This is a genomic window from Sulfuricystis multivorans, from assembly GCF_003966565.1.
Lineage (GTDB): Bacteria > Pseudomonadota > Gammaproteobacteria > Burkholderiales > Rhodocyclaceae > Sulfuricystis > Sulfuricystis multivorans.
In genome coordinates this window covers 2,209,875-2,222,746 of the sequence record NZ_AP018718.1, presented here as the reverse complement: position 1 = coordinate 2,222,746, position 12,872 = coordinate 2,209,875, and the positions used below count along the sequence as shown (strand labels likewise).

At 61.6% G+C, this 12,872-nt stretch carries 12 protein-coding genes; 6 read left to right on the top strand and 6 right to left on the bottom strand.

What is annotated here, in order from left to right; translation table 11 throughout:
• Position 1: 1 nt before the first annotated feature.
• The 6 genes from EL335_RS11130 to EL335_RS11105 form a co-directional block, all read right to left on the bottom strand.
• Positions 2–1,201, bottom strand: coding sequence for a type II secretion system F family protein (locus tag EL335_RS11130; RefSeq protein WP_126446915.1), 1,200 nt, complete (start codon positions 1,199–1,201; stop codon positions 2–4).
• Complete coding sequence (locus EL335_RS11125) at positions 1,201–2,925, bottom strand: GspE/PulE family protein (protein ID WP_126446913.1); 1,725 nt, start codon at positions 2,923–2,925, stop codon at positions 1,201–1,203. The genes EL335_RS11130 and EL335_RS11125 overlap by 1 nt, the downstream gene beginning before the upstream one ends.
• An 11-nt stretch (positions 2,926–2,936) precedes the next feature.
• Complete coding sequence (locus EL335_RS11120; protein WP_172600090.1) at positions 2,937–4,094, bottom strand: tetratricopeptide repeat protein; 1,158 nt, start codon at positions 4,092–4,094, stop codon at positions 2,937–2,939.
• Positions 4,095–4,292: 198 nt separating this feature from the next.
• The gene (locus tag EL335_RS11115; protein WP_126446909.1) at positions 4,293–6,077 is read right to left on the bottom strand and encodes a pilus (MSHA type) biogenesis protein MshL; all 1,785 of its coding nucleotides are present in this window, start codon (positions 6,075–6,077) and stop codon (positions 4,293–4,295) included.
• 82 nt (positions 6,078–6,159) lie between these two features.
• Complete coding sequence (locus EL335_RS11110; protein ID WP_126446907.1) at positions 6,160–7,542, bottom strand: ExeA family protein; 1,383 nt, start codon at positions 7,540–7,542, stop codon at positions 6,160–6,162.
• An 8-nt stretch (positions 7,543–7,550) separates the two neighbouring features.
• Complete coding sequence (locus tag EL335_RS11105) at positions 7,551–8,984, bottom strand: sigma-54-dependent transcriptional regulator (protein ID WP_126446905.1); 1,434 nt, start codon at positions 8,982–8,984, stop codon at positions 7,551–7,553.
• A gap of 129 nt (positions 8,985–9,113) precedes the next feature.
• On the opposite strand from EL335_RS11105, the gene EL335_RS11100 reads away from it, so the two are divergent.
• Genes EL335_RS11100 through EL335_RS11075 form a run of 6 tightly spaced genes read left to right on the top strand, consistent with a single transcriptional unit; the run spans position 9,114 to position 12,866 of the window.
• Positions 9,114–9,941 carry an ABC transporter ATP-binding protein gene (locus tag EL335_RS11100; RefSeq protein ID WP_284155348.1) on the top strand — a complete coding sequence of 276 codons (828 nt, stop codon included), beginning with the start codon at positions 9,114–9,116 and terminating at the stop codon, positions 9,939–9,941.
• A complete protein-coding gene (gene mlaE / locus EL335_RS11095) occupies positions 9,938–10,726 on the top strand; it encodes a lipid asymmetry maintenance ABC transporter permease subunit MlaE (RefSeq protein WP_126446903.1) in 789 nt (262 codons plus the stop codon). Before EL335_RS11100 ends, mlaE begins: the two co-directional genes overlap by 4 nt.
• Positions 10,726–11,202: an outer membrane lipid asymmetry maintenance protein MlaD gene (mlaD, locus tag EL335_RS11090; protein ID WP_126446901.1), complete on the top strand. Its 477-nt coding sequence runs from the start codon at positions 10,726–10,728 to the stop codon at positions 11,200–11,202. The genes mlaE and mlaD overlap by 1 nt, the downstream gene beginning before the upstream one ends.
• A gap of 16 nt (positions 11,203–11,218) precedes the next feature.
• On the top strand, positions 11,219–11,935 hold the full coding sequence (locus EL335_RS11085) for an MlaA family lipoprotein (RefSeq protein WP_126446899.1): 717 nt from the start codon (positions 11,219–11,221) through the stop codon (positions 11,933–11,935).
• A gap of 23 nt (positions 11,936–11,958) precedes the next feature.
• A complete protein-coding gene (locus EL335_RS11080; RefSeq protein ID WP_284155347.1) occupies positions 11,959–12,579 on the top strand; it encodes an MlaC/ttg2D family ABC transporter substrate-binding protein in 621 nt (206 codons plus the stop codon).
• Positions 12,576–12,866: an STAS domain-containing protein gene (locus EL335_RS11075; RefSeq protein WP_284155346.1), complete on the top strand. Its 291-nt coding sequence runs from the start codon at positions 12,576–12,578 to the stop codon at positions 12,864–12,866. Before EL335_RS11080 ends, EL335_RS11075 begins: the two co-directional genes overlap by 4 nt.
• Positions 12,867–12,872 lie beyond the last annotated feature (6 nt).

The following is a 12,872-nucleotide window of genomic DNA, read 5'->3' as shown; positions in this document are numbered from 1 at the left end:
TTCAGATTTTCAACTTGGCAATCGCATCATAGATCGGCCCAAGCACGGCGAGCATCACCCAGCCGAGGACGGCGCCAACGATGATCGTCAGAGCAGGTTCGATCAATGACTGGACGCGGCCGATCGATTCGCGCACGTCGCGCGTGTAGAAATAGCTGACATTCGTCAGCGCCGTGTCGAGCGAACCGGTGTTCTCGCCGATGCGTAGCATGCGGATCACCAGGGGAGGGAACATGCCGGCATTCTGGAACGCGGCGGTGATGCTCTGCCCTTCACCGATCATCGCAGCGACACGCTGCAAACCCTGACGAATGACGGCATTGCCGACTACATCTTGGATGATGCGCAGCGAGTCGAGCACGGAAATGCCAGAGGCATACATCATGGCGAATACGCTGGCGAAGCGCGCCAGGATGATCTTCTTGAAAATCTCGCCGAGCCAGGGAAGCGACAGTTGCAGTGCATCGAGGCGCAGTCGCGCCTGCGGGCGAGTGCGCACCAGCGTGGCGAGCACCACTCCTATCATGATCGGAACCGCCAACAGCAGATACCAGTAATGGACGAAGAAATTCGACGTGGCGATCAGCAGCTGGGTATGCAGCGGCAATGCTTGGCCCATGTTCTTCAGGAACCCCACCATTTGCGGTACCAGATAGAGCATCATGAACAGGGTGACCAGCACCGCGACGACGAGAAGGAACACGGGATAGGTGAGGAGCTTCTTCGTCTGCGCCGCGAGCTCGTCTTGCCACTTGAGGGATTCGGTGAGATTGTGCAGCACCTGCGGCAGCTTGCCGGTTTCCTCGCCGGCGCGGATCAGGCTGACGAACACACCATCGAAAATGCGCGGGTGCGCGGCCAGCGCCTGCGAAAGCGTCTTGCCACCCTCGACGCTTTCGATCAGGTCGGCCAACACCTCTCGGAAACGAGGATTGTCGCTGCTGTCGCGCAGATCGGTCAGACTGTCGATGATCGTCACGCCGGCACGCATCAGCTGGTCGAGATGCAGACAGAAAGCGATCAGCTCACGTCGGCCGATCCGATTGCCGCCAAAATTTCCGCGTTTGACCGGAGAGCCATCGATGAGGTCGAGGCCCATGCGCTTGAGGCGCATTTCCAGATCGACGAGATTCAGGGCATCCATGCTGCCCTGCACGATCTTGCCGGTCTGGTCCATCGCTTTGTAGGCGTGCAGGGGCATTACATCCGCTCGGTCAGATCGATCACCCGCATGACTTCCTCGAGCGAGGTGATGCCTTCGAGGACCCGCCGCTGGCCGTCATCGGCGAGCGTGCGGAAGCCCTTTGCCGCGGCGGCCAGGCGGACCTCACGATGCGTGGCGCGACGCAGGATCAGATCGTCGAGATCGTCGTCCATGCGCAGGATCTCCATGATCGCGATGCGTCCACGGTAGCCCTGGAAGTCACAGCGCTCGCAGCCACCTGGATGGTAGAGCACCGGCAGCGGCCGCACTTGTTCGATACCCAGCAGGCGCAGCTCTTCGTTGCCAGGCGTGTAGGGCTTGCGGCAATGTGGACAGAGTTTGCGCACCAACCGCTGAGCGATCACACCGATGATGTTTCCGGCCATGATGTCGGGCAGCACGCCGATATCGAGCAGGCGCGGGATGGCACCGAGCGCCGAGTTGGTGTGCAGCGTCGAGAACACCTGATGGCCGGTCATCGCTGCCCGAAAGGCCATGGCGGCGGTATCTGCATCGCGGATCTCGCCAACCAGAATCACGTCGGGGTCTTGGCGCATCATCGAGCGGATACCGTTGGCGAAGTCGAGCTTGGCGGCCTCGGCTATCGAGGTTTGGCGGATCATCGCCATCGGGTATTCGACCGGATCCTCCAGCGTCATGATGTTGATGCTCTCGGCATTGATGTGGTTGAGCATCGAGTAGAGCGTGGTCGTCTTGCCGCTACCGGTGGGGCCGGTGACGAGGATGATCCCTTCAGGGCGCGCCAGCATGCGGCGTAACAGTTCGAGCTGCCAGGTTTCGAGACCGAGGCGGTCGAGCGGCACGATCCCCTTTTGGCGGTCGAGGATGCGTAACACCATGTTTTCGCCATGAATGGTCGGCTGGGCCGAGCAGCGAAAATCGATGTCACGTCCGCCGATCGACATCGAAATGCGGCCGTCCTGAGGGGCGCGCATTTCGGCGATGTTCATCCCGCTCATCACTTTCAGGCGCACTGCCATCGCCGGCCAGTAGGATTTGTGTAGCGCGCGGATCTGCCGCAGGATGCCGTCGATGCGATAACGGATGCGCAGGAAGCTCCCCTCCGGCTCGAAATGGATATCGGAGGCTTCGCGTTTGACGGCATCGGTGAGCAGCGCATCGATCAGGCGCACGACAGGCTGACTGTATTCGTCCGCCGCGGAAGCAACGCTGCGGAAATCGATTTCCCCCGTTTCGATCTCGTGGAGGATGCCGTCGATCGAGAGTTCGTAGCCGTAGTGCTGGTCGATGGCGCGCGCGATTTCGGATTCTCCGGCCAACACCGTCTCGATGATGAGGTCGGGCGAGATCAGCGCGCGCAGCTTGTCGAGCGCGACGAGATCGTTCGGGTCGGCGAGCGCCACTGTCAGCTTGTGTAATTCCGCGACATAGTCGAGAGGCAATAGGCGATGACGGCGCGCCACTTCCTTGGGCACGAGCTGCAGCGCCGCTGGATCGACCGTGGCACGTGACAAGTCGATCGATTTCTGCCCCAGCGACTCGCCGAGGGCGTCGCGCAACGTAGCTTCCGAGACGAAGCCCAGGTTGACCAGCAGCTTGCCGACCGGTAGGTTGGATTTCATCTGCTCCAGCAGCGCGATGCGCAGCTGGTCTTCGCTGATGACACCCCGGGCGATCAGAACCTGACCGATGGGCTGGCGCTGAGCTGTGGTGTTCCTGACCGATTGCGCCGTATCCATATGAACCCGGTTCAGCGGCCCTGGGCTGCCTGGAGCGCCTGCAAGCGTGTCTCAGCCTGGGCGGGATCGAAAGCGGCAGGACGTCCCGAACGGCTGGCGGCCAGCGCGCGGGCGTAATACTCGGCGGCCAGACGATCCTGGTGCAGGTGATCGAGACTGACCGCCAGGTTGTAGAGATAGTCGGCATTGCCGGGATCGGCGACATGGGCTTTGAAGAAGGCTTGTTGCGCTTCCGCCCAGCGCGATTCTGCAAGATACAAGTTGCCAAGCGCGAAATACAGATGCGGCGAATCGGGTTGTTCGACCAGCAGACTCTTCAAACGGCTCTCTGCAAGCCTGGGATCGCTGGGCGGGCTGACCGCGAGCAGCCCGGCGTTGGCGACTGGGTTTTTGGGGTCGACCTCGATCGCCTGTCGATACAGCTTTTCAGCCAGATCCGGTTTTCCTTCATGCTGCGCGAGGACGGCCAGACCGAGCAGAGCATCGAGGTTGCGGGCGTCGTTACGGAGTGCTTTCAGCCAAAGCGTGCGGGCGAGCTCATATTCGCCACGATTGAAAGCGGCGTAGGCGGTTTCCTGCGAGTCGTCGATCCTTGCGGTCTGCTTGCTCAGCCGTACTGGATTGTCCGGCAGTGAGGTTGCCGCCAAGGCGGTATCCGGCTGACGAGGATGCTCGGCCATCTTGGACGCACGGCGTTTTCCTGGGGTGGCGTTGGATTGCGGCGCAGCAGATGATGGCGAAGAAATGGTCAGCGGCAGTATTGCTGCACCGTCGCTCGGCAGGGCGGACGTCGGTGGTGTGGTCTGCATTGGGCCCGTCGGCGCAGTGACGGCGGCGCTATCGGGCATCCGCCGCGCTGTTGCAGGCGAAGGGCTGGCCATCAGGGCAGGGCTTACCGACAAGCCGCCTTTGGGCTGCAGTTGCCAATAGAAATAGGCGCCGATGGCCACGGTTGCAAGCAGGGTACCGATACCGACACTGATTGCAAAACCTCGTCCTACGGGAGGATTGGACTGTTTGGCGGCGAATAGATTCTGCGCCCTCGATCGGTCGGCATCCGTCACCGCTTTGCTGCCCGCTGGAGATGGCCGCGGGGCCGCGCCGCGTGCCCCGATGACTTTTGCATAGGGGGGAGGAGCGGTAAAAAACTGTTCATCGAGTTCTTCCATCCGTTTGGGCAATTCCGGCAGCCTGCCGCCATCGTTGGCGAGCTGGCTGGCAGTGCCAGTCAGCTTCGGCTCGGCCGGCAAAGGTTCGAGCGCCAGCCCATCATGTCGCAGTTCGGCTGGTATTCGGCCACCTGCTTCGGCCTGTTGTTTTTGCTGCTCCGCCTTGCGCAGCGCATCCATCAACAAACTCACTGACGGTCACCCCCCTTTGCTCGTGGGCAGCTCAGGTTGAGGGGGGCCGAGGTTGCCCTTTTCGAAAAAATCCTTGGCGGGGAGCAAGTGGCGATAATCGCCATAATCCCCCTGCAAGCTGGCATCCTTGATGATGACGGGCCGCAGGAAGACGACCAGCTCGGTTTTCTTGCGCGTATCGTTCCGTTGCTGGAACAGCGGCCCGAACAGGGGGAGGCCGGATAGCGCGGGCAGCCCCTGGTTCTTGTAATCGAGCTTGTCTTCCATCAGGCCGCCCATCACGGCGATGTTGCCGCTTTCGATGCGCAGCACGGACTCCATCTCGCGCGTGCGGATCACCGGAATCAGACTGTCGATGCTCAGGTCCGGGTTGGGATCCTTCACCGCATCGACGATACTGGTGATCGAAGGGCGGACATTCAGTGTGATGGTATTGCCGTCGCTGATCTGTGGCGTGACGGCCATCACGAAACCGACGGCGACGGTTTGTGGGGTCGTCGTGATCGCCTTGACCGGCGCCGAGCCGTTGACGCCGGCGGCGACATCCGACTTGACGGTGAAATAAACGTTGTTGGTCACTACACGCAGCAGCGCGGTCTGGTTGTTCAGCACAGAAAGTTTGGGGCTGGAGAGTATTTTGACGTTGCCATAGTCTTCGAGCAGCTTGATGGTCGCCTGGAACGTGCCGCTGCGGCGGGTGCTTTGTAGGGTGATCAAACCAGTGGCGGCCTGGGCCACCATATTGCCGTCGATCGCGCCAGCTGCCGCCAGGCTGCGACTGAGCAGCCGCCAGTCGATGCCCTGTTGGTAGTTGTCGGAGAGCTCGACCTCGGCGACCGTCGCTTCGATGAGCACCTGACGTTGGGCGGCGCTCATCACCTGATCGAGGAATTCGCGCACCTTTTCATGCTGACGGCTGGTGGCGCGCACGGTGATGATGCCGGTTTCGGGGTTGGTGATCACGGAGGCCGCCTCGCGGAAGGTGCTGCGGCGCGTGACGGTCACCCCACTTTGCTGCAGCGATGCCGGATTGGGGCTGGCCGCCAGATTGGGTACGGTGTTGCCGCGGGTCGGTGGTGGCGGTGCGCCGGTGCCCGTCGTCGATTGCTCGTCGAGGCGTTCGATGACCGTCTCGCTCGAACCGGCGGGCAGGATCTTGTCGGTTTCGCGCAAGAGATCTTTGATGTTTGCTTCGAGGGTCTCCCAGAAGCGGTTGTGAGTCTTGTTTTCGATCTTGGTCTGGGAGTTGTTGCCCTGGCTGATGGTCGACGCGGTGGGTGTTCCAGTTGCCGCTGCGCCGATTTGCGAATTGACGATGACCGTGCTGTTGGTATCCCGCTGCATGTTCACGTAGTCGACCTTGTAGGTCCGCAGGAAAGGGGTATCCGGCATGACGACCAGATTCGGCCCGTCGAGCTCCCAGCGAATGTCGGCCTGTTTGGCGATGCGGTTGAGCAGTTGCTGCAGCGTCTGGTCGATCGCGTTCAGCGTCACCGTGCCTTCGATGCCGGGATGGATGTCGACATTGAGTTTCGCATCACGCGCCAAGGCGAAGAGGAGCTCCTGCACTCGCACGTTGTTGACGACCACGCTGTAGGTTTCCGTCTTGGCGGCAGGTTTCGGCTTCGGCAACGCGATGGTTTGCCGTACGGGTGGGGGAATCGGTGCCGTGTCGCCAGCGCCGACTACTTTCTCCGCGCGCAAATGATTGTCGCCTGGTGGCTGGATCGGGGCATTGCTGCAGGCCGCGAGCAAAAGTGCGAGCAGGGCGATCGAAAACGGTTTTTTCATGGCCGGTGCTAGCGGGAATGAGAAATTCCAATGATCTTAGCATCGGCAGGGGTATGAGCAACCATCTGAATATCCTCAGAGGTCAGTCTTTGTTCATGGTCTTGCCTTCCAATTTCAGACGGAGTGCCTGGCGAGGGTAGGGGCGATATCGCTTCACCTCGGATGGCAGTGTATTCAAAACATTGACGGCTTCCTGGCGCGAAACATAATCCCCATACAGGATGCCATAACGTGGTTTATCGCCACTGGTCAGACGATAAACCCGCACCTGCCCCATCTCCAGACCGGCATTGCGGATGTTTGCCAGAAAGGATTCCACCTGAGTGGGATCGTTGGCATCGATGGCTGTGAACAACTGGATGAACCAGCGATCGCTGGCCACGGATTGCAGCCAAGGGCGGCTTTCCTCCAGCAGCTTGTCGAGCAAGGGCGTCGTGCTGACGGCTTCCCCTGGAATGCCAGACTCTACAGGCGTGGCAGGCAGCCTCATTTGAGAAGGGTCCGGAGAAGTGGCATTGGTCTGTGGCGTGACACTCGGTTCAGTGGGTCGGAAAAGATACTGCCAGACAGCGAGCGCGAAGAGCACAACCACTGCGCCGCCACTCGCCCATGACAGCGCATGGCTGGCGCGCGGCCGGCGGCTCGACTTGGGCAACTCGGAGAACTCGGCATCACGGATGGCGGCTTCGATTTCCCGGCTGCCCACCTGATGGCTGCCGTTGGCAAAGGAAGCGAGAAGCGCCTTGTCGGCGAGAATGTTGATGCGCCGCGTCAGCCCGGCGGAGACCCTGGCGATACGCCCGATCGCTTCCGGCGTGAAAACGCTGGGGCCGCGGTAGCCGGCGGCACGCATGCGGAAATCGAGATATTCCGCGATGTCGGTCTGGACGAGGGGTTCGAGGCGGAAATTGTGCGTGATCCGTTCGCGCAGCTGGCGCATGTCGGGACGTGAGAGCGTCGCATCGAGCTCGGGCTGGCCGAACAGCACCAGTTGCAGCAGCTTGTGACGGTTCGATTCGAGGTTCGACAGCAGGCGAATCTCCTCGAGCGTCTCGACGGGCATCGCATGCGCCTCGTCGATCAATACGACGACCTGCTTGCCCTCGGCGTACAACGCGACCAGTTTTTCCTGCAAGGCGCGCATCACCGTCGCGGGCCGGCAGTTGTCAAGAGGCGGAATGCCGAGCTCGTCGGCCAAGGCGTAGAGAATGTCCTCACGCGACAAGGATGGGTTGGCAAGATAGATGACCACGACGCTGGCGGGCAGGCGCTCCATCAGCACGCGGCAGAGCATCGTCTTGCCGCTGCCGACCTCGCCGCTGATCTTGACGATGCCTTCGTCGTGGCTGATCGCGTAGAGCAGCGCCTCCAGCGTCGCGCCGCGGTTGGCGCCGGCGAAGAAGAAATCGGTGTGCGGCGTGATGCGGAACGGTGGTTCGCTCAGGCCATAGTGTTCGAGATACATTGCGCGGATCAACGGTGAGGCGACGGATCGTTGGACCGTTCGCGGGCGAGCGTGTCGATGCGGTTGTAGAGCGTGGTGCGGTTGATGCCGAGCAGCCGAGCGGCCTGGCTGATGTTGCCGTTCGCCAGCCGGCGAGCCGCCTCGATATAGGCCTCTTCCCAGCCAAGCAGCAGGGCATCGAGACTGAACCTGCCCGACTGCTCCTTCAGGGTGCGGCAAGCGTTCTCGATCATCGCTTCCCGGTCGGCGGACGGGGTGGCGAACTGGTGCGGATCGAATTCCTCGGCGAGCGTGGCGGCGTCGATGGTTTGTCCCGGATGCCGGGCGGCGAGACGGATGACGATGTTGCGCAGCTCACGGACATTGCCCGGGAAAACGTAGCCGAGCCAGAGCCGTTCGGCTTCGGGATTCAGCGCAAAGGGCGGCTGGCCGAGCTGTGCGGTGATCTGGCGGCGGAAATGATCGAGCAGGAGCAGCCGGTCGTGGCCCAGCTCGCGCAATGGCGGCAGGGTGACCGTGAACACGGACAGGCGGTGGTAGAGATCGGCGCGAAAGCGGCCCTGCCGTACCTCGCTTTTCAGGTCGCGGTTGGTGGCGGCGATCACCCGTGCCAGCGAACGACGTGCCTGGGTTTCGCCGACACGCTGATATTCGCCGTTTTCGAGCACGCGCAACAGCTTCGGTTGCAGTTCGAGGGGCAGTTCACCCACTTCGTCGAGCAGCAATGTGCCGCTGCCAGCATCCTCGAAAAAGCCGCTGCGGGCGCCGGCCGAGCCCGTGAATGCGCCCTTGGCATGGCCGAACAGCGCCGCTTCGACCAGCGTCGGCGCGATTGCCGCGCAATTGACGGTCACATAAGGTTGGGATTTGCGCGCCGACAGGTTGTGCAGCGCCGCCGCCGCCAGCTCCTTGCCGCTGCCGGACTCTCCCTCGATCAGCACCGGGAAAGGTGCATCGGCGTATTGCCGCAATTGCAGGCGTAATTTCTGCATCGGCGGGCTGTCGCCGAGCAGGGGCACTTCGCCGCCGGCCAGCGAATCCGCGGGGATTTCGACGAGCCGTAACAGCATCGTGCGCAAACGGTCGGGAGCGATGGGCTTGGCGACGAATTCCAGGGCCCCCAGCACACGAGCGTGGCGGGCATTGGCGCTGTCGTTTTGTCCGGAAAGGACGACGATGCGGATGCGCGGCGCGCTGGCGACCAATTCGCTGATCAGCGCAAAACCTTCCTCTGGCCGATGCGGAGCTGGTGGCAGGCCGAGGTCGACGAGCGCCAGTTCCGGCGGCTGCGCCTGTTCCTTCACCCATTGCATCGCCTGGCCACGATCTCCAACCACCGTGACCCGGAAGTCTTTCTCTAGATAAAACCCCAGGGTTTCGGTGATCAACGGATCGTCATCGACGATCAGCAAGGTTGGCTGGCTGCCATTCGCTTGGCTCATAGTGTCAATCTTACCGTGACGATTCAGGGGGTGACGAAAAACCTCTGCATGATGGCCCGCGGTGTGCCGAACTGCCTGCACAGGACGCAGGTATATAATCCGCTACTTATTTTTTCATGCCAACTGTCTGTGACGACCGATCCGCCCGTCCTTATCCGCGACCTCAATTTCGCCTATGACCGCCGGCCGGTGTTGACCGGGATCAACATGACGATCCCGCGTGGGGCGGTCGTGGCGATCATGGGCTTGTCCGGCTGCGGCAAGACCACGACCTTGCGGCTGATCGGCGGGCAGCTCAAGCCGACTTCCGGGGAGGTGCGTGTCGCCGGCCAGGTGGTGCATGAGCTCGACGATGAAGGCCTCTATCGCCTGCGCCGGCGCATGGGCATGCTGTTCCAGTTCGGCGCCCTCTTTACCGATCTGACGGTTTACGACAACGTGGCGTTCCAGCTGCGCGAGCACACCGACCTGCCCGAAGACCTGATCCACGACCTCGTGCTGATGAAGCTCAACGCCGTCGGCTTGCGCGGCGCCCATCATCTGATGCCCGCCGAGCTCTCCGGCGGCATGGCGCGGCGGGTGGCACTGGCGCGGGCGATCGCGCTCGATCCGCTCTTGATCATGTATGACGAGCCGTTTGCCGGTCTCGACCCGATTTCGCTGTCGATCATCGGCGAATTGATCCGCAAGCTCAACGATGCGTTGGGTATCAGCTCGATCGTCGTCACGCACGACATCCAGGAATCGCTGAAAATCGTCGATTACGTCTACTTCATGGCGGATGGCAAGGTGGTCGCCGAGGGCACTCCTGAAGACATCCGCAATTCCCAGGAGCCCTTCGTGCACCAGTTCATCTGGGGCGAGCCGGACGGGCCGGTCAATTTCCACTATCCTGCGCGTCCTTATGGGGAAGAATTGATGGAACAGCCGAACCGACCGAGGCCGTGGTGGACATGAAGCCGCTCGAGCTTTTGCGCCGCCTAGGGGCTTTCGTCACCGACCGCCTCTGGCGGCTGGGTTTTGCCAGCCGTTTCCTGTTGATGACCGTGCTCTATTCCGGCACGGCGCTGAGGCGTTTGCACCTGACGATCCGGGAAATCTATTTCAGCGGGGTGCTCTCGCTGATCATCATTCTCGTCTCCGGCCTGTTCGTCGGCATGGTGCTCGGCCTGCAAGGCTACGACACCTTGCAGCGATACGGGTCGAGCGAGGCATTGGGCGTTCTCGTCGCGCTCTCGCTGGTACGGGAGCTGGGTCCCGTGGTGGCCGCACTCTTGTTCGCTAGCCGCGCCGGTAGTGCGATCACCGCCGAGATCGGCCTGATGAAGGCGACCGAACAGCTCTCGGCGATGGAGATGATGGCCGTCAACCCAATCGCGCGCGTCGTCGCGCCGCGCTTCTGGGCGGGCGTGGTGTCGATGCCTCTCTTGGCTGCGCTGTTTTCTGCGATGGGCATCTTCGGTGGCTATTTGGTCGGTGTGCAGTTGATCGGCGTCGATGCCGGGTCGTTTTGGTCGCAGATGCAAGCCGCCGTCGATTTTCGGCAGGACATCCTGAACGGGGTGATCAAGAGCGTCGTGTTCGGAGCGATCATTTCCTGGATCGCCGTATTCGAGGGTTACGACTGCGAACCGACCGCCGAGGGTGTATCCGGGGCGACCACGCGCACCGTGGTGACCTCCTCGCTGGCCATCCTGGCCGCCGATTTCGTTTTGACCGCTTTCATGTTCAGAGGTGAGTGATGAATCGAGCCACGATCGATCTCTGGGTGGGGATTTTCGTTGCCCTGGGCCTCGGCGCCTTGTTGTTTTTGGCCCTCAAAGCCGGCAACCTGACCGCCACGGACGTCGGTGAGACCTACGCCTTGCAGGCGCGCTTTGATAACATCGGAGGCCTCAAGGTGCGTGCGCCGGTGAAGAGTGCCGGCGTCGTGGTCGGGCGTGTCGGCGAGATCCGTTTCGATACCGAAACCTATACGGCGCTGGTCGGGCTGAACATCGACAAGCGCTATCAGTTCCCGCGCGACACCTTCGCGACCATCAACACCTCGGGTCTACTGGGCGAGCAGTATGTCGGTTTCGAGCCCGGCGGCGACAGCGAAATGCTCAAGCCGGGCGAGATGGTGAAGAAAACACAGTCGGCGATGGTGCTGGAGAAGTTGATCAGTCAGTTCATGTTCAACAAGGCGCAGGAAGACGAAGGCAACAACAAGAAATGAGCAAGGGGTGCATGCGATGAAACAGGACAAGCGGAAAAAGCGCTTCAGAACTGCACTGTTGGCGGCGCTCTTGGCAGGGATGCTCGGCGGCTGCGCCACTTCTGGCGATCCGAAAGACCCGATTGAGGGCTTCAACCGCGCGATGTTCGCCTTCAACGATGGCCTCGACACGGTGCTGATCAAACCTGTCGCCAAGGGCTATGATGCCGTGCTGCCCGCCCCGGTGCGCACCGGTGTGACGAACTTCTTCGGCAACATCGCCGACCTGTTCATCGGCGTCAACAATCTTCTGCAAGGCAAGCCGGAGCAGGCGCTCTCCGACTTCGGACGCGTCGTGATCAACAGCACGATCGGCATCCTCGGTCTGTTCGACGTGGCGAGCGAGGCCGGGCTCGAAAAGCACGAGGAGGACTTTGGCCAGACCTTCGGCCGCTGGGGAGTGGGCGATGGCGCCTACGTCGTGATCCCGTTCTTCGGTCCCCGCACGGTGCGCGATACCGTCGGGCTGGTGCTCGACGTCAAGACCGATCCGGTCGCCAACCTGAGCGATGTCGCAACGCGTAATTCCTTGCTGGCCCTGCGGGTGATCGACAACCGCGCCGATCTGTTGCCGGCCGACAAGGTGATCGAGGAAGCCGCGCTCGACAAATACAGCTATGTGCGCGATGGTTACCTGCAGCGGCGTCGCAACCTGATCCATGACGGCAATCCGCCGCGCGACCTCGAAGACTAAGCTCGCTTCTGCAAGGAATGACGATGAAATACCTATTGGGTCTGCTGACCGCCATCCTGTTCTCCTTTCCTGCCGCCGCCAACGAAATGGCGCCGGATGTCCTCGTCAAGACCGTGACCAACGAGGTTCTGGAAACCGTGCGTCAAGACAAGGACATCCGCAACGGCAATTCGAAAAAGGTCCTCGACCTGGTCGAGACGAAGATCCTGCCGCACTTCAATTTCTATCGGATGACCCAACTGGCCTTGGGCCGTGAAGGCCGCCAGGCGACGCCGGAGCAGATGAAGGTGCTGGTCGATGAATTCCGCACCCTGCTGGTGCGCACTTATTCGAAGGCGCTCACCGAGTACCGCGACCAGGAGATCGTCTTCAAGCCCTTCAAGATGGCGCCGACCGACACCGACGTGCGCGTGCGCACCGAAGTCAAGCAATCCGGCGGCAAGCCGGTGCAGCTCGACTATTACCTCGAAAAGGGCAACAGCGGCTGGAAGGTTTATGACATCGAGGTTGCCGGCGCCAGTCTGGTGACGAACTACCGCTCGACCTTCGCCCAAGAAATCCAGAAGGGCGGGGTCGATGGCCTGATCAGGAGTCTGCAGGAGAAGAACAAGACGGGCGAAGCCGTCGCCGCCAAAACCAAATGAACGCACGCATCGAACGCACGGACGGGGGTGCCGTCATCCATGGCGACATGACGTTGGAGAATGCCACCGCCTTGTTCGCTGCAGGCGTCGGCGCGGTGAAGCAGGGTACGACGCATTTCGATCTTTCCGGCGTCGGGGCGATCGACTCCTCCGGTCTGGCGGTGCTGTTCGGTTGGCAGCGTACCGCCCACGCGGAGGGAAGAAAGCTGACGATCGCCAACCCGCCGCCCAGTTTGAGAAGCCTTGCCGAGGTCTATGGCGTCATCGATCTGTTGCCGCTTTCCTGAACTTTT